At 66.9% G+C, this 16,146-nt stretch carries 16 protein-coding genes and 1 tRNA gene; 7 read left to right on the top strand and 10 right to left on the bottom strand.

Translation table 11 applies throughout. From position 1 onward, the window contains the following. Positions 1–71: 71 nt before the first annotated feature. From PKE72_RS10310 to prmC, 3 genes are all read right to left on the bottom strand, one after another. Positions 72–428, bottom strand: coding sequence for an endonuclease domain-containing protein (locus PKE72_RS10310; protein ID WP_271165290.1), 357 nt, complete (start codon positions 426–428; stop codon positions 72–74). Between the two features lie 655 nt (positions 429–1,083). Then, positions 1,084–2,241, bottom strand: a complete 1,158-nt coding sequence (locus PKE72_RS10305; RefSeq protein ID WP_271165289.1) for a zinc-dependent alcohol dehydrogenase — start codon at positions 2,239–2,241, stop codon at positions 1,084–1,086. Between the two features lie 92 nt (positions 2,242–2,333). Next, the gene (gene prmC, locus PKE72_RS10300) at positions 2,334–3,248 is read right to left on the bottom strand and encodes a peptide chain release factor N(5)-glutamine methyltransferase (RefSeq protein ID WP_271165288.1); all 915 of its coding nucleotides are present in this window, start codon (positions 3,246–3,248) and stop codon (positions 2,334–2,336) included. A gap of 9 nt (positions 3,249–3,257) precedes the next feature. On the opposite strand from prmC, the gene PKE72_RS10295 reads away from it, so the two are divergent. Beyond that, positions 3,258–4,589, top strand: coding sequence for a YihY/virulence factor BrkB family protein (locus PKE72_RS10295; protein ID WP_271165287.1), 1,332 nt, complete (start codon positions 3,258–3,260; stop codon positions 4,587–4,589). Here the strand turns inward: PKE72_RS10295 and hslU are convergent. Together hslU and PKE72_RS10285 are read right to left on the bottom strand one after the other, a co-directional pair. After that, positions 4,579–5,880 carry an ATP-dependent protease ATPase subunit HslU gene (gene hslU, locus PKE72_RS10290; protein WP_271165286.1) on the bottom strand — a complete coding sequence of 434 codons (1,302 nt, stop codon included), beginning with the start codon at positions 5,878–5,880 and terminating at the stop codon, positions 4,579–4,581. The genes PKE72_RS10295 and hslU overlap by 11 nt on opposite strands. 436 nt (positions 5,881–6,316) lie before the next feature. After that, positions 6,317–6,835 carry a MarR family winged helix-turn-helix transcriptional regulator gene (locus tag PKE72_RS10285; RefSeq protein WP_271165285.1) on the bottom strand — a complete coding sequence of 173 codons (519 nt, stop codon included), beginning with the start codon at positions 6,833–6,835 and terminating at the stop codon, positions 6,317–6,319. Positions 6,836–7,097: 262 nt separating this feature from the next. Here PKE72_RS10285 and PKE72_RS10280 point away from each other — a divergent pair, with 262 nt between their 5' ends. Beyond that, positions 7,098–8,438, top strand: a complete 1,341-nt coding sequence (locus PKE72_RS10280) for a serine hydrolase (protein WP_271165284.1) — start codon at positions 7,098–7,100, stop codon at positions 8,436–8,438. A 227-nt stretch (positions 8,439–8,665) separates the two neighbouring features. Here PKE72_RS10280 and PKE72_RS10275 read toward each other — a convergent pair whose 3' ends face one another. Then, positions 8,666–8,869: an ArsB/NhaD family transporter gene (locus PKE72_RS10275; protein WP_444979385.1), complete on the bottom strand. Its 204-nt coding sequence runs from the start codon at positions 8,867–8,869 to the stop codon at positions 8,666–8,668. On the opposite strand from PKE72_RS10275, the gene PKE72_RS10270 reads away from it, so the two are divergent. Next, complete coding sequence (locus tag PKE72_RS10270) at positions 8,868–10,265, top strand: amidohydrolase family protein (RefSeq protein ID WP_309298340.1); 1,398 nt, start codon at positions 8,868–8,870, stop codon at positions 10,263–10,265. The two genes, PKE72_RS10275 and PKE72_RS10270, sit on opposite strands and share 2 nt — an antisense overlap. Before the next feature lie 3 nt (positions 10,266–10,268). Here PKE72_RS10270 and PKE72_RS10265 read toward each other — a convergent pair whose 3' ends face one another. Continuing rightward, the gene (locus PKE72_RS10265; protein WP_271165283.1) at positions 10,269–11,552 is read right to left on the bottom strand and encodes an arsenic transporter; all 1,284 of its coding nucleotides are present in this window, start codon (positions 11,550–11,552) and stop codon (positions 10,269–10,271) included. 105 nt (positions 11,553–11,657) lie between these two features. On the opposite strand from PKE72_RS10265, the gene arsC reads away from it, so the two are divergent. Next, positions 11,658–12,083: an arsenate reductase (glutaredoxin) gene (gene arsC / locus PKE72_RS10260; protein ID WP_271165282.1), complete on the top strand. Its 426-nt coding sequence runs from the start codon at positions 11,658–11,660 to the stop codon at positions 12,081–12,083. Between the two features lie 59 nt (positions 12,084–12,142). Here the strand turns inward: arsC and ppa are convergent, their stop codons facing one another. After that, complete coding sequence (gene ppa, locus PKE72_RS10255; RefSeq protein ID WP_271165281.1) at positions 12,143–12,691, bottom strand: inorganic diphosphatase; 549 nt, start codon at positions 12,689–12,691, stop codon at positions 12,143–12,145. A 124-nt stretch (positions 12,692–12,815) separates the two neighbouring features. On the opposite strand from ppa, the gene PKE72_RS10250 reads away from it, so the two are divergent. Further along, positions 12,816–13,499: a DUF599 domain-containing protein gene (locus PKE72_RS10250; protein WP_271165280.1), complete on the top strand. Its 684-nt coding sequence runs from the start codon at positions 12,816–12,818 to the stop codon at positions 13,497–13,499. 254 nt (positions 13,500–13,753) lie between these two features. Here PKE72_RS10250 and PKE72_RS10245 read toward each other — a convergent pair whose 3' ends face one another. Beyond that, on the bottom strand, positions 13,754–14,647 hold the full coding sequence (locus tag PKE72_RS10245; protein WP_271165279.1) for an N-formylglutamate amidohydrolase: 894 nt from the start codon (positions 14,645–14,647) through the stop codon (positions 13,754–13,756). Positions 14,648–14,705: 58 nt separating this feature from the next. On the opposite strand from PKE72_RS10245, the gene cpdR reads away from it, so the two are divergent. Both cpdR and PKE72_RS10235 read left to right on the top strand, forming a co-directional pair. Further along, positions 14,706–15,062, top strand: a complete 357-nt coding sequence (gene cpdR, locus PKE72_RS10240; RefSeq protein ID WP_054764657.1) for a cell cycle two-component system response regulator CpdR — start codon at positions 14,706–14,708, stop codon at positions 15,060–15,062. Between the two features lie 146 nt (positions 15,063–15,208). Continuing rightward, positions 15,209–15,283: transfer RNA gene (locus tag PKE72_RS10235), tRNA-Val, on the top strand. A 112-nt stretch (positions 15,284–15,395) separates the two neighbouring features. Here the strand turns inward: PKE72_RS10235 and PKE72_RS10230 are convergent. Then, positions 15,396–15,956, bottom strand: a complete 561-nt coding sequence (locus PKE72_RS10230; protein WP_271165278.1) for a lipocalin family protein — start codon at positions 15,954–15,956, stop codon at positions 15,396–15,398. Positions 15,957–16,146 lie beyond the last annotated feature (190 nt).

The following is a 16,146-nucleotide window of genomic DNA, read 5'->3' as shown; positions in this document are numbered from 1 at the left end:
TCGGGTCGCGCAAGAAGGACGGCTGCGCCGCCGTGCGCTCAAGCCCTCTCCCAACGGGAAAGGGAAGGCCGTCAGAAGCCTAGTGTCTTCGCGCGATCCCGGATCGCGTCGTCTATGCGCCAGGGTTCGGTCAGGGCTTGGGCATTGGTGAAGCGAACGACGGTCCAGCCGAGGGCCTCGATGGTTTGCTGGCGAAGGTGATCGTTCAGCACCACGTCATCGCGTTCATGCACCCCGCCGTCGATCTCGATGACCAGATGGAGCGGGACGCAGGCGAAATCGACGACAAAGCGGCCGACCGGATGCTGACGCCGAACCTTCCAGCCATCGACAGCGCCGCCGCGCAACCGCGTCCAGACACGGTCCTCGGCCAAGCCGCCGCTTTGTCGCAGTCCCCGCGCATGCGGCGTCAGCCGGTTGGACGTCATTGCTCGAGCATCGGCGTCATCTCAACCCGTCGCAGGGAGACCGCCCGATAAAAAGCCATCAAGCCTCCTGCCGACAGTCATCCGATACCGTTCTGCGCCTTTCGGCAAGATGGGTAAGCGCACAGTGAATCGGACAGCCGCACCTCTTATCCTTCTCCCATTGGGAGAAGGTGGCCGCGAAGCGGACGGATGAGGGTCGGGTGTCCAAGTCGGCGCAAGCCGTCGCACCGGTCTGGCCGCAGCGGACGCCGGGTGGCGCACGACCCTCACCCTTTCGCGCAAGGACGACGGCTGCGCCGCCGTGCGCTCAAGCCCTCTCCCAACGGGAGAGGGACCAATAGTCACGCGTGCCGCAAGCGGGGGAAGGTCCGCCTCGCCGTCGAACGCGCCCAATTCGAATCGCAAATCCCTGCCTTATCAAGGCCTTGACCCCGTCAAACCGCCTCCTGCCCACCACCCCCGAAAACCATGCCATCCTGTCGCCCGCGAAGTTTCGGGACCAAGGACGGCATGGCGCATGTTCGGACGAAATGCATATCGGGATTTGGCGCTTTTGGCGCTTTGTCACCCTGTTTTTACGACAGGCTCATGCGCCAACCCCGACTCGGTGCGACGCTCCAGACCCTGGTCTTTCCCCCAGGGTCTGGAACCGGCGTCAGGGGTTGATCACCACCTTGATGCAGCCGTCCGCCTTCTCCTGGAAGGTCTTGTAGGCGTCCGGCCCATCTTCCAGCCCGATCTTGTGGGTGATCAGGAAGCTGGGGTCGATCTCGCCGTCGACGACCTTCTTCATCAGGGGCTCCAGGTAGCGCTGGACGTGGGTCTGACCGGTCTTGAGGGTCAGGGCCTTGCCGACGAAGGCGCCCAGCATGGTGGGGACGACGCCGACGAAGACGCCGGGCAGGCTGATGATCCCGCCGGGTTTGCAGGCGACGATGGCCTGGTTCAACGCATAGGGGCGTTCCAGCTTGCCGGCGACCGTCTCCTGCACCTTCTCGAGCATGCTGCCCGAGCCGTGGCTCTCCAGACCGACGGCCTCGATCACCGCATCCGGGCCTTCGCCGTTGGTCAGGGCCTTGATCCGTTCCTGCAGGTCGCCCTCGGAGAAGTCGATGGTCTCGGCGCCGGCCGCCTGGGCCAGGGCCAGCCGCTCGGGCACCTGGTCGATGGCGATGACCCGGCCGGCGCCCATCATGAAGGCGCTGCGGATGGCGAACTGGCCCACCGGCCCGCAGCCGAACACCAGGATGGTCTGGCCGGGCTGGATGTTGCAGTTCTCCGCCGCCATCCAGCCGGTCGGGAAGATGTCGGACAGGAACAGCACCTGATCGTCGGTCAGACCCTCGGGCACCTTGATCGGTCCGACGTCGGCGTAGGGGATGCGCAGGTACTCGGCCTGGCCCCCGGCGAAACCGCCGTACATCTCGCTGTAGCCGTACAGGCCGGCGGTCGGATAGCCGGTCTGCTTGGCCTGTTCGGCGCCGTTCGGATTGGAGCGCTGGCACAGGCTGAACAGGCTGGCGCGGCACATCTTGCAGTCGCCGCAGCTGATGGTGAAGGGCACGACGACGCGGTCGCCGACCTTGAGCTTGTCGTTGTCCTTGCCGACGGCGACGACCTCGCCCATCGTTTCGTGGCCCATGACGTCGCCGGACTTCATGCCGGGCACAAAGCCGCCGTAGAGGTGCAGGTCCGAGCCGCAGATGGCGCAGCTCGTCACCCGGATGACGGCGTCGCGGCCGTCCTCGATGGTGGGATCAGGCACCTCTTCGCAGCGGATGTCGCCCTTGCCGTGCCAGCACAACGCCTTCATGTCGGATCTCCCAGTGTGAGCGAGTTCAATCCGGCTGTGCGGGCGCGGTTCCTAAGGCGCCGCTTGAAAAATCAAGGCTTTACAGTTCGCCCTCAGTCCTGCGGGATCGGATTGGTCCGGGGGTCGGGGCCGTTGGTGACGACGCGGTCGCGTTCGCCCAGGTCCTTGATCACCTTGACGTCGGCGAAGCCCTGGGCCTCGAACAGGGCCTTGACCTGGGGCCCCTGGTCCCAGCCGATCTCGACGGCGAAGACGCCGCCGGGCTTGAGGATCCGCTTCACCTCGGGCGCCAGGTCGCGATAGGCCTGAAGCCCGTCGGGGCCGCCGTCCAGGGCCAGGTGGGGGTCGTGGTCGCGGACCTCGGGGTCCAGGGTCGGGATGTGGTCGGTGGGGATATAGGGCGGGTTGGACACCACCAGGTCGAAGCCGGCGTCGCCGAAGCCCGCCGCCCATTCGGTGCGCAGGAAGGCGGCGCGTTCGTTCAGGTCCAGGTTGGCGGCGTTCTCCTTGGCCACGGCCAGGGCCTCGGTCGAGATATCGGTGCCCACGCCCTGAGCCGCCGGCCGCTCGGCCAGCAGGGCCAGCAGGATGGCGCCCGAGCCGGTGCCCAGGTCGGCGATGCTGAAGGCCTGGGTCTTGGCGAAGGCCAGCAGGGCGATGTCGAGGATGGTCTCGGTGTCGGGGCGGGGGCTGAGGACGTCGGGGGTGACGTTCAGCATGATCTTCCAGAAGCCCTTCTTGCCGACGATCCGCGAGACGGGCTCGCGGCGCAGGCGGCGTTCGACCATGGCCTCGTACTCGGCCTGCTGCTCGGGCGTGACGACGCGATAGGGATCGGTCAGAATGTCCATACGGCTGGCGCCGGCGGCGGCTTCCAGCAGCAGGCGGGCGTCGATGGCCGGGCTGTCGATGCGTCCGCCCTTCAGGCGGGCCTGGGCGGCCTTCCACACGGTCAGCAGGGTTGCGGCGCCGTCGTTCGGCTTGGGGGAGAGGGGCTCGGTGGTCATTTCGGGTGATTGGCCCTTCGCGGCGGGGATTTCAAGCACGGCCGGTTGCGCGCCCGGCGGGAACGTCGCGGCGGCTGCGCCGTTCGCCTGCTGATGTCCAGGTTCAAGTCTTCCGCGCCTCCCCCCCGCCGCCCCTTGTGGAAGTTCGTCGCTGCGGCCCTGGGCGGTCTGAGCGCCGGCGCCGGCGCGGCCCATCTGCTCTATACCCAGGGTCACAAGGTGGGGCTGGAGCTGCGGCCCGAACGCCCCGAACCCCTGCCGCCCAAACCCCCGACGCCCGAGGACTACGAAACGAAGGAGCCGGGCCGCGGCCGGATGGCGGCCCGGCCCGAACACATCCCGCGCAAGGGCTGGACCGACATCTTGTGGCGCACGGGGGGCTCCTACTTCGGCGACCGGGTCGGGTTCGTGGCTGGAGGCGTGACCTTCTTCACCCTGCTGTCCCTGTTCCCGCTGCTGGGGACGTTCGTGACCCTGTACGGCCTGTTCGCCGATCCGGCCGACGCCTGGAGCCGGCTCCAGTTCCTGTATGGCGTCATGCCCAGCAGCATCGCCGCCTTCCTGGGCGGCGAGATGGAGCGGCTGGCCGCGAACTCCAGCGGGCAACTGACCTTCACCCTGATCTGGACCCTGGCCCTGTCGCTGTGGACGGCCAATGGGGCGGTCAAGGTGCTCTTCTACGGGCTGAACATCGCCTATCACGAGGTCGAGCGCCGCAACATCGTCCGCTACAACCTTCTGTGTATGGGCTTCACTCTGGGGGCGGTGGCCGCCGTGCTGTTCAGCTCGCTGCTGGTGGTCGGGGTGCCGGTGGTGGTGCGTCTGTTCGGTCTGCAGGAGGAGTGGGGCCTGCTGGCCCTGCTGCGCTGGCCCCTTTTGCTGGTCGGCTATGTCGCGGCCCTGACCCTGATCTACCGGTTCGGTCCGTGCCGGCAGAAGGCGCGCTGGCGCTGGCTGACGCCGGGGGCGATCTTTGCGGCGGTGGTCAGCCTGACGGTCTCGTTCGTCTTCAGCTGGTACCTGACCAACTTCGTCCGCACCGACTCCTATGGCCCGCTGGCGGCCATGATGGGCTTCCTGCTGTGGACCTGGCTGTCGGTCCAGGTGATCCTGATGGGCGCCGAGCTGAACGCCGAGATCGAGCATCAGACGGCGATAGACACCACCACCGGCAAGTCGCAGCCCATAGGCGAACGGGGCGCCAAGGTGGCCGACAGCGTCGGCGCCAAGCGGGGCAACCCCGCCGCCCTGGCCTTCACCCAGCGCCACGCCGAGGCGGTCGCCGACCGGCTGATGCGCCGCCGGAACCGCCGCGAGCGGGACAAGGCCGCTAAAGAATGAACCGGCTCAGATCCACGTCCTTGGTCAGGGCGCTCAGCTTGTCGCGCACCGCCGCTCCGTCGAAGGTGACCGTCTGGCCCGACAGGTCCGAGGCCTTGAAGCTGGTCTCCTCCAGCACCCGCTCCAGCACGGTCTGAAGCCGCCGCGCCCCGATGTTCTCGACGGCCGAGTTGGCCGCCACCGCTGCGTCGGCCAGGGCCTCGACCGCGTCGTCGGTGAAGGTCAGGGTCACGTCCTCGGTGGCCAGCAGGGCCTGGTTCTGACGGATCAGATTGGCCTCGGGCTCGGTCAGGATCCGCTTGAAGTCGTCCCGCGTCAGGGCCTTCAGCTCGACCCGGATCGGCAGCCGGCCCTGAAGTTCGGGCAGCAGGTCCGACGGCTTGGCCACGTGGAAGGCGCCTGAGGCGATGAACAGGACGTGGTCGGTCTTCACCGGCCCGTATTTGGTCGAGACGGTGGTCCCCTCGATCAGGGGCAGCAGGTCGCGCTGCACCCCCTCGCGCGACACATCGGCCCCGGACGCGCCCTGGCGGGCGGCCACCTTGTCGATCTCGTCCAGGAAGACGATGCCCTCGTTCTCGGCCAGGATCAGCGCCTCCTTGGTCAGGCTGTCCTGATCCAGCAGCTTGTCGCCCTCTTCGGCGATCAGGGGGCCGGTGGCGTCGCGGACCGTCAGCTTGACCGTCTTGGTCCGGCCGCCGCCCATCTTGCCCAGCATCTCCGACAGGTTCAGCAGGCCCACGGCCCCGCCGCCGGGGATGTCCAGCCCCTGGATCGGCGAGGCGGTGTCGGCCAGGGCGATCTCGATCTCCTTGTCGTCCAGTTCGCCGGCCCGCAGCTTCTTGCGGAAGCTGTCGCGCGTCGCCGGCCCGGCGCCGGGACCGACCAGGGCGTCCAGGATCCGGTCCTCGGCCGCGCCCTCGGCCCGCGCCCGGACCTCGCCGCGGCGGCGGTCGCGCACCATGACCAGGGCGCTCTCGACCAGGTCGCGCATGATCTGATCGACGTCGCGGCCGACATAGCCGACCTCGGTGAACTTGGTCGCCTCGACCTTGAGGAAGGGCGACCCGGCCAGCCGCGCCAGCCGCCGGGCGATCTCGGTCTTGCCGACGCCGGTCGGGCCGATCATCAGGATGTTCTTGGGCGTCACCTCGTCACGCAGATCCTCGGGCACGCGCTTGCGACGCCAGCGATTGCGCAGGGCCACGGCCACGGCGCGCTTGGCGTCGTCCTGGCCGACGATATAGCGATCCAGTTCGGAGACGATTTCGCGGGGGGAGAGGTCAGTCATGGACTGCAGATAGGGCGCCGAAAGCCCGAGCGGGAGGGGGCGGGGCCGACGGGCCGTTCCGGGGCGGGATTAGACTCAATCCACTGCAAAAAAAAGGAGTCTATTTTCGTACAATCTTCGGGGTGGGGCGCCGGGGCGCGCCGACCCGAGCGGGTCGGGACGGGCGAGGGGGTTCAGTTGTCAAAGACCGTGCGGGCATGATGGCACGGTTTTGGGGTGTGATAGGTTGAAGGGCGGTTGCGGGAGGCAGGGGGTTGAAAAGGCGGGGGTTTGGTTGCGGAATTGGGATGGGAAGTCGTGATCGCGAGCGTCCCAGGCGACGCTGTTCCGATGCAGGAAACGGCGAATAGACGTCGGTTGGCGACGGTTCCGGCCGAGGGCGAGAGCCGCAGGCGCCGTCTGAAACGGTCAGCTTTGGAGGCCACGGCTCTGCCGCTTAGCGGAGCGCCTCCCCCCCAGCCGAAACCACAAGCCGACGCAGCAGGGCTTCCATCTGATCTCTCTCATCACGATCAAGCTCGACCAAGGCAAGATCCGCCAGGGCGAACCGCTGATCAATGAACGATTCCACCAGGTCAAACCCCTTGGGCGTCAGTTTGGCCATCAGGCGTCGGCGATCTTCCGGCACGCCATGACGGGAGACGAGGTCCGAGGACTCCAGACGTCGAAGACAGGCGGTGAGGCCGCCGGAACTCAGAAGCACGCGTTTGGCCAATTCGGTCGGGGTCAACTCGAAGGGCGCGCCAGCCCGGCGCAGGGTCGCGAGGACGTCGTAGTCGGAATAGGAGAGATGGTGCTCCGACAGCAACTGAGCGACGGCTTCTTCATAGCGCCGCCCCAACCAAAGAATGCGCCCCACCACGTGCAACGCGCCTGCCTTGGTCTCTGGGCGCGCGCTCCGCCAATCTGCGAGCACCGTATCGATCACGTCCGGACGGGATGATGTCGTCGTCATTCGATCACACTAACCCAGCGCTCGGGTGGGCACAAACCTTGACAGAAAGAATCTTTGCATAATATATTTTGATACAAAGATATTTTCGCTTCAGGGGGCCGTCACCGTGACCATGACAAAACTTTTGGCGGCGACCTTCGCCATCTCGGCATTCACACTGGGGCAGCCTGCGCTCGCGGCTCCAGGCGCCGGCCCGGCTCACTCCGCAGCGACCCAGCCGTCCGGGCGGTCGGCGGACCAAAGCGCAGCGTTTGACGCCTATATGCAGGCCGCCGTCCGGAACGCGGCCTTCAGCGGCACGGTCCTGGTCGCCCGGGACGGCGCGCCGATCTTCCGCAAGAGCTATGGGTTGGCGAACAGAGCCTTTGACGTTCCCAATGCGGACGACACCCTTTACCAGTTGGCGTCGGTCACCAAGCCCTTCACCGCCCTCCTGATCATGATGCTGCAGGAGGAAGGCAAGCTGAAGGTCGATGATCTTGCCTGTGACTATCTCGCCGATTGCCCCCTCGCCTGGCGTTCCATCACCATCCGGCAACTGCTGACCCACACCTCCGGCATACCGAATTACAGCAGCCTGCCGGATTGGGACGAAACCCTGGACAGCCGGACCTACGGCACGGGCGGCTTGGTGGCGCTTGTGCGGGACCTCCCGCTCGAGTTCGCACCCGGCGAAGGCTATCGATACAGCAACGCGGGCTACAATCTGCTCGGCGCGATCATCGAACGCGTTTCCGGAAAGCCGCTGCCGGATGTCTTACAGGACCGGATCCTGACGCCGCTTGGAATGGACCATACGGTCTTCAACGCCTCCCGCCTCGTGATCCCTCATCTGGCGACGGGCTACTATTCCCTCGGCTCCACCTTCATTGAGGCCACGCCGCAATCGATGACCGGCGTGTATGGCGAGGCCGGGCTCAGCAGTACGGTGGGCGATCTGTTGATCTGGGCTCGCGCGGTTGACACCCACACGCTTATCTCTCGCGCGTCCACTGAACAGATGATCGACCAGGCTCGGAACAACTACGGCTTCGGCTGGGAAATCAGGACCTGGCACGGTCGTCGCATGATTGGTCACGCTGGCAGCGGGCCGGGCTTCTCGAACATGGTCGCGCGTTTCCCGGACGACGACTTGACGGTCGTCGTTCTGAGCAACAGCGACGAGGCCAGCGGGGGCGGCACGGCCCGCGCCCTGGCCGGGATATATTTCGGCGACCCGCAGGCTCTGCCTGAAGTCCAGCCAAAGACGCTGATCCTGGATGCGATCCTCTCGGGCGGCGTGGATGCGGGCCTGCGTCGGTATCAGGAGATGAAGGTCGCTGAGCCCTCCGCTGAAATCTTCACGACCGACGAAATGATCGTCGAGATAGGCTATGAACTTCTTGGGCTGCCCTCAATGGAGGCGGCGCGTCGGGTGTTCCAGTTCGCGCTCGAGCAGTTTCCCCAATCGGCCTACAGCCATGACGGCCTGGCCGATATTTCGGCGGCCGAAGGCGACAAGGCTGCGGCGATCTTGCATTTCGAGACGTCCCTGCAGATCGACCCGGAAAACCAATACGCCATCGACGGCGTCAGACGCCTACGAGGCGGCGACGGCCGCTGACCGCAAGCGCTGACGGTTCAACCCCGAGGGCGGGACCCGCCGTCGTCCATCTTCCGAACTTCGCCTTGGAGTCACGGGCGGACAATCGGGCGAAGCTAGGCTCATGGTAGCCAAGGGTCTGCGTGCGATCAGGGCGCCGGCTTCGCGGACACACCCCCTCCGTCACACCTCCCCCGGAGGGGGAGGAGACGGGCGGGTGGTTGGGCGGCGGCGGCTGGTGTTGCGACCTAGACCGTCAGTCGCAAAGCCAGGGCGGTCAAGGTGACGGCGAGGACGGGGAGGGTCAGGATCAGGCCGATCTTGATATAATAGACCCAGCCGATGCGGACGCCCTTTCGGGCCAGGACGTGCAGCCATAACAGGGTGGCCAGGGAGCCGATGGGGGTCATCTTGGGGCCCAGGTCGCTGCCGATGACATTGGCGTAGATCATGGCCTCCCGCACCGGGCCGGTCGCTGGCGACGCACAGCAGCACGATGGCGGCGACCGATGTTTTGTGGGCCGTGCGGCTGAGGTTTACCCGGCGGCGCGGTCCGATATGGTGGGGGCGGGAGACGCCGCCATGACCACAAACCGATCTTTCGCCCGCGCCCTGATCGCCGTCCTGGCGGGTTTGAGTTTGGCCGGGCCGGCGGCGGCGCAGTCGGGCGCGACGACGGCTTCGGCGACGCCGGATCGGATCGCCGTCGTCGGGGTGCGGGCCTTTCCCTCGCCGGAGGCGGCGCCGATCGAGGATGTCGTCATTCTGATCGAGGACGGGGTGATCACGCGGGTGTCCGGGCGCGAGGCGGGGCCGGTTCCCGAAGCCTATCAGGTGCTGGAAACGCCGGGCGGCAGCGCCTTGGCCGGTTTCTGGAACAGCCATATTCACCTGACCCGGCCCGTCCTGATGACGGCGAGCGAGCAGACGGACGCCGCCCTTCAGGCCGAACTGGACAACGACTTCACCCGCTGGGGCTTCACCACCATCCTGGATCTGGCGTCGACGACGGCGATCGCCAAGGGGGTCTCCGACCGGATCGAAGAGGGGCGGGTGCGCGGCCCGCGATTGCTGAGTGTCGGCGCGCCCTTCTATCCGCCGGGGGCGACGCCGGTTTACGCCCGTCCCTTCTATGAGGCCTTCGGCCTGCCGTCGGCGGAGATCGTGTCGGCGGACGAGGCCGTCGCGAGGGTGGCGGATCAGATCGACGGGGGCGCCGCGGCCGTGAAACTGTTCACGGGCTCCATCGTCGGCGGCGATCCAGATGTGGTGCATATGGAGGCCGCGACGGTGCGCGCGATCACCGACGCCGCGCATCGCAGGGGGCGACCCGTCTTCGCCCACCCGACCGACCGGGCGGGCCTGGATGTCGCGATCCGGAACGGCGTCGATGTTCTGGCCCATTCGGCGCCGATCATGGGGCCCTGGTCCGACGCGGATGTTCGCGCCTTGCTGGCCGCCGACGTGGCGCTGGTTCCGACGCTGGCCCTGTTCGAGGAAGCCGCCGATCCGCGCACGCCGGTCCAGACCGCGATCCAGCAGACCCGCGCCCTGTATGCGGCGGGGGGACGGGTGCTGTTCGGCACGGACGCAGGCTTTACCGACGCCTTCGACACCTCGAGCGAGATGCGGCTGATGTATGAGGCTGTGGGTTGGCGGGGCCTGCTGGCGTCCCTGACCACGGCGCCGGCGGCCGTGGTCGGCGAAGAGGCCCGGCGGGGCCGTCTGGCGCCGGGCATGGTCGCGGACCTGGTGGTCGTGACCGGAGATCCGACGGCGGACCTGGGCGCCCTGTCGGACGTGGTTCTGGTGATCCGCGCAGGCAAGGTCGTTTACAGACGCCCCTGACGGCTAGACCGTCAGCCGCAGGGCCAGGGCGGTCAGGGTGACGGCGAGGACAGGGAGGGTCAGGATCAGGCCGATCTTGATATAATAGACCCAGCCGATGCGGACGCCCTTTCGGGCCAGGACGTGCAGCCATAACAGGGTGGCCAGGGAGCCGATGGGGGTCATCTTGGGGCCCAGGTCGCTGCCGATGACATTGGCGTAGATCATGGCTTCCCGCACCGGGCCGGTCGCCGACGAGGCGTCGATGGACAGGGCCGCGATCAGGACCGTGGGCAGGTTGTTGGCGATGGACGACAGGACGGCGGTCAGGAAGCCGGTGCCGAAGGTCGCGCCCCAGACTCCGCCTTGGGCGAACCCGTCCATCAGCTGGGCCAGGTGACGCGTCAGGCCGGCGTTGCCCAATCCATAGACCACCAGATACATGCCGAGGGAGAAGATCACGACCTGCCAGGGCGCCTCGCGCAGGACCTTGGTGGTGCTGATCTTCGAACCGCGCCCGGCGACGACCAGCAGCACGACGGCGCCGGCGGCGGCGATGGCGGAGACGGGGACGCCCCGGGGCTCCAGCACGAAGAAGCCGACCAGCAGCAGGGCCAGCACCAGCCAGCCGGCGACGAAGGTCGCGCGGTCCTTGATGGCCGTGTCGGGCGCTGCGAGGCGCTCGACCTCATAGGCTTTGGGGATGTCGCGCCCGAAGACCGCGAACAGGACGACCAGGGTGGCGGCGACGGCAGCCAGGTTCACCGGGACCATGACCGCCGCATAGCGATCAAAGCCGATGTCGAAGAAGTCGGCCGAGACGATATTGACCAGGTTGGACACCACCAGCGGCAGGCTGGCGGTGTCGGCGATAAAGCCCGCCGCCATGACGAAGGCCAGGGTCGCCTTGGGCCCATAGCCGAGCGCCAGCAGCATGGCGATGACGATGGGCGTCAGGATCAGGGCCGCCCCGTCATTGGCGAACAGGGCCGAGACGGCTGCGCCCAGCAGGACCACGAGGACAAACAGCCGCCGTCCATGACCGCCGCCCCAGCGGCCGATATGAAGCGCCGCCCATTCGAAGAAGCCGGCCTCGTCCAGCAGCAGGCTGATGACGATGATGGCGACGAAGGCCGCCGTCGCATTCCAGACGATGCCCCAGACCACGGGGATGTCGTTCAGGGCCACGACCCCCAGCAGCAGGGCCGCCGCCGCCCCGCCCAGGGCGCTCCAGCCGATCTGCAATCCCCTGGGCTGCCACAGCACCAGAACGATGGTGACGGCGAAGATCAGAAGGGCGACGATCATGAAGAGGCTCTGGACGCGCGGGCCCGGTTCAGTCAGCAGGGGGCCGGCGTCGGGCGTGCGGCTTCCTGCTGACTGAACCGGCTCTCTTTTGCAACCGAGGCCCTGATGGACGTCGTCATCTATCACAATCCCGCCTGCGGGACGTCGCGCAACACCCTGGCCCTGATCCGCCATGTCGGGATCGAGCCTCATGTGGTCGACTATCTGAAGAGCCCGCCCAGCCGGGCGATGGTGGCGCAGATGGTCGAACGGATGGGCGTATCGGTGCGCGACATCCTGCGCGAGAAGGGCGCGCCCTATGCCGAACTGGGTCTGGGCGAGCCCGGCCTGTCGGACGATCAGTTGCTGGATGCGATCGAGGCCCATCCGATCCTGATGAACCGGCCCATTGTCGTCTCGCCCCGGGGCGTGAAACTGTGCCGGCCGTCCGAGGCGGTGCTGGACCTGCTGCCCGAGGAGGGGCTGAAGCCCTTCGTCAAGGAGGACGGCGAGGTGGTGATCGACGCTGACGGTCGCCGGGTCGGGGGATAGCAAAAAGGCGTCCCCCGGATCGGAGGACGCCTTGATGGGTTCGGCGATGCCGCCTTGGATCAGGCCTTCTTGGCGGCCAGCTTGTCCTGGTGGGCCTTCATGCCGGCCTGGATCAGTTCGGCGGCCTCGCCGGCGTCGCCCCAGCCCTTGACCGTGACCGACTTGCCCTTCTCCAGATCCTTGTAGCGGGTGAAGAAGTGCTCGATCTGCTCGATCAGGATGGCCGGCAGCTGACGATAGCTGGCGATCTCGGTGTAATAGGGGTTCAGCTTGTCGACCGGCACGGCCAGGATCTTCTCGTCGCCGCCGGCCTCGTCCACCATCTTCAGCACGCCGATGGGGCGCGAGCGGATGACGCAGCCCGGCACGACCGGCGTCGGGTTCAGCACGATCACGTCGCAGGGATCGCCGTCGTCCGACAGGGTGTGCGGGATGAAGCCGTAGTTGCCGGGATAGTACATGGCCGTGTGCAGGAAGCGGTCGACGAACAGGGCGCCCGAGGCCTTGTCCATCTCATACTTCACCGGCAGGCCCCCTTGCGGGATCTCGATGATGACGTTGATGTCCCAGGGGGCGTTCGGGCCGACCGGAATGGCGTCGAGGTTCATGGCGGGTCTTTTGCTGCGACTGCGAATATTGGGCGATGGGTGATAGGCCGCGCGCGCGGCCGGGGCAAGCGCGACGTGAGTCGGCGCCCTTGCGCGGCGCCCCGGACTGGGGTCATTTCGCGCCATGACCTGGGTTGATTGGGCCGCGCTGGCGCTCTTCTTCATCTGCTGGCTCGGCTATGCGCCGATCCTGAAGTTCGTCGGCCGCCACGGCGGTTCGCTGAACGACGACATGAGCCATGTCCGCCGGGTGTGGATGTCGGCCATGACCCACCGCGAGATCCGGCTGGTCGACAGCCAGCTGATGGGCCATTCGATCAATTCCGCCTCCTTCTTCGCCTCGACCAACCTGCTGCTGATCGCGGCGGTGGGGGGGATATTGTTCGGCGGCGAGAGCAAGCTGGAAGGTTTCGCCGCCGTCGGGGCGGACAATGTTCCGATCAAGATCCTGGAGGCCAAGCTGGCCCTGGTGCTGATCTGCCTGACGCGCGGCTTCCTCGATTTCATCTGGGCCCTGCGCCAGATGAACTACACCCTGGCCCTGATCGGTTCGGCCCCCGAGCTACACCACAAGACTGACCGCAAGGCGTTCGGCGATGCGGCGGCCGAACTGCTGAACCCGGCGCTGAGTTCGTTCAGCCAGGGCGTGCGGGGCTATTACTTCGCTCTGGCGGCGGCGGCCTGGCTGTTCGGACCGCTGTGGCTGGCCCTGGGCGTGGCCTCGTCCTTCGGTCTGCTGATCTATCGCCAGGAAGCCTCGCCCGCCGCCCGCGCCATCCGCACCGCGCGTCGCCTGCTGGGTGAATGACGGTTATTTTGCGTTTGCGGTAGGCGCGGAAGCCCCGAGACATCGCCAAAGCGGTGAATTGCGGCGAAAGGCGCCGCAATTGCGTAACAACCCGTGACCCGAAAACCGCTGTCGCCGCTTGACCGATTGTGCATCGCAACCTAGATTGATCTTCGACGCCTCCGGGCGTCTTGCCCTTCCTGGGCGTTTCCTCCCTATAGACTTTATATGCCGCGCCTCCGGGCGCGGCTTTTTTTTGACTTGTCGTTGATCAGTCAGAGACGGGATCCGTCCGCCCAATCCTCGCGGCACAGGGCGGCGATGACGCGGTTCAACGCCTTGGCCGTCGCGCCGTGGGCGGCGTTCGGCGTCTGGGTCGCCTCGTCCAGATAGAGTTTGCGGCTCAGTTCGATCTGGATCGCCTCATAGCCGTCCTCGGGCCGGCCCCAGACCTGGGTAGACCAGCCGCCGGCATAGGGATGGTTCAGCGCCACCCGCCAGCCCAGTCCCTCGAACAGATCGCGCAACCGCCGCGTCAGTCGCGATCGGCATGAGGTCCCATGCCTGTCGCCCAGCACCACCTCGGCGCCCACCGCCCGCGCCGGCATTGAATGCCAGTCGATCAGCACCGCCCGGCCGCAGCGGCCGTGCGTCCGGGCCATCATTTCCGCGAGGGCGTCATGATAGGGGGTATGGGCCGTGCGGATCCGCGCCTCGGCCTCCGCCCGTGACAGGCGGCGGTCGTAAAGCGGCAGGCCGTCGCCGGTCAGGCGCGGGATCAGACCGTATCCTGCCCGGGTCTTCGCCCCGACCGGTCCCTCGACGTCGTCGATCAGGCTGGGATCCAGCTCGGCGGGATCGCGGTTCAGATCCAGATAGGCCCGACCGATCCGCGCTTCGATCAGGGGCGTTCCATGGTCGGGGCCGGCCCGCACCAGGGTTCCGACCAGGGCGTCCTCGGCGCTTTTCAGGCTGGAACGCGACAGGCCTTCGACCGCGCCCATGTCGTCGGGATAGGTCTGCCCCGAGTGGGGGGAGGCGAAGACCAGGGGCGTCTGTGGCGCCGACTCGGGCGGCAGAGTGATCGTGAAACTGGCCCCGTCCGTACTCATAAGCACCGCATAGCGCGTTTCGTTGTGGAAGGAAGGCGGCGAAGTCCGGAATTTCATCGCCGGTTTACGCTTGGCGGCCTAGGCTGCGGCCCTGATTAAAACGGGTGCTTCTCGAATGGCGCGCATACTTTTGGCCGAAGACGACAGTTCGCTTCGCGGTTTCCTGACCCGGGCGCTGGAGCGGGCCGGGCATCAGGTGATCGACTGCGAGAATGGCGACGACGCCATCGACGCCCTGGAGCACGGCCCTTACGATCTGCTGCTGACGGACATCGTCATGCCGGGCGCCGACGGGATCGAGGTGGCGCGCGTCGCCGCCGCCCGCCAGCCGGGGCTTCGCATCATGTTCATCACCGGCTTCGCCGCGGTGGCCCTCACCGCCGCCCAGGCCTCGCCTCAGGCCAAGGTACTGTCCAAGCCCGTGCACCTGCGAGACCTGGTCAATGAGGTCGAACGGATGGTTGCGGCCTGACGCGGTCTTAAGGCGGCAGAACGGCGGGCTTAACGGCGTTCGGCCAAAAATCGCATTCTCGCCGTGAAATCGGCTTGATGCCGTCCGGGCCTGCCGCTATACGACCGCTCTTCCCGCTCCGGAGCCATTTCCCGGAGCCCTACGGCGGATGCGTAGCTCAGCGGGAGAGCACCTCGTTGACATCGAGGGGGTCACAGGTTCAATCCCTGTCGCGTCCACCATTTCTTCCCAAGACATTCAAAGGGTTGCGAAAACCGCTCTCCAGCGGTCGACGGCTCGCATTTGCGGCGCGCCGCTCGCGCGGCCGCCGCACCGGGGGCGTTCCGCAGGGCCTCAGGCGCCCGGCTGCCGGGTCCATCTCACCAGAGACAGGTCGTAACCCAGGTCGCGCGCCCGGGCCATGATCGTCTGTCGGGTCTGCGCTGAAGGCTGGGGCGTCCGCGACAGCAGCCAGAGATAGCGACCTGAAGGCTCGCCGACGATGGACCAGGAATAGTCCTCAGCGTGATCCAGCACCCAGTAGTTCCCGATATAGAAGGGGCCGAAGAAGGAGATCTTCAGCTTGGCGTTTGCGCTGCCGTCGATGACCTTCGCCTTGCCTTCTATAGAGCGCAGCGGGCCGTCCACCCGATCCTGACGGCAGGTGTTGATCACGCTGACCAGTCCGTCTGCGCGAAGGCCGTAGGTCGCGGTGCTGGCTTCGCATCCGCGCTGGAAGCCGGCCTCGTAGCGGCCGATCTCATACCAGCGTCCCGCATATAGGGTCAGGTCTACGGGGCGGGTCGGCTCGGGAACCGCCCTGTTGCCGACCGGGCCGGATTGCAGGCTGGCGCATGCGGAAAGGGCCAGGAGGGCGCCGGCGCCCATCAGGGTCGCGAGGATAGGTCTTGTCATGAGCGCCCAACGGGCGGGCAGGCGCGCCGTTCCTGGCGGAGGAGGCTGAGAGAGGGGCCGGGCCGGCGCGGGGCGAACGAGAATGGCGGACGCGGGTCGTCCATCGATGGTTTTCGAGAATCTTTCACAAAGGTTCAGAATCTGGTTGCGGTGAAAAAGGGTGGCCCGTATAGGACCGCCTCGCTCGGAA

The sequence above is a fragment of the Brevundimonas intermedia genome, from assembly GCF_027922165.1.
In the GTDB taxonomy this organism is placed as follows: Bacteria; Pseudomonadota; Alphaproteobacteria; order Caulobacterales; family Caulobacteraceae; genus Brevundimonas; species Brevundimonas intermedia.
Note: the sequence above shows the minus strand (reverse complement) of the source record. Positions and strands in the feature narration are given on the sequence as shown.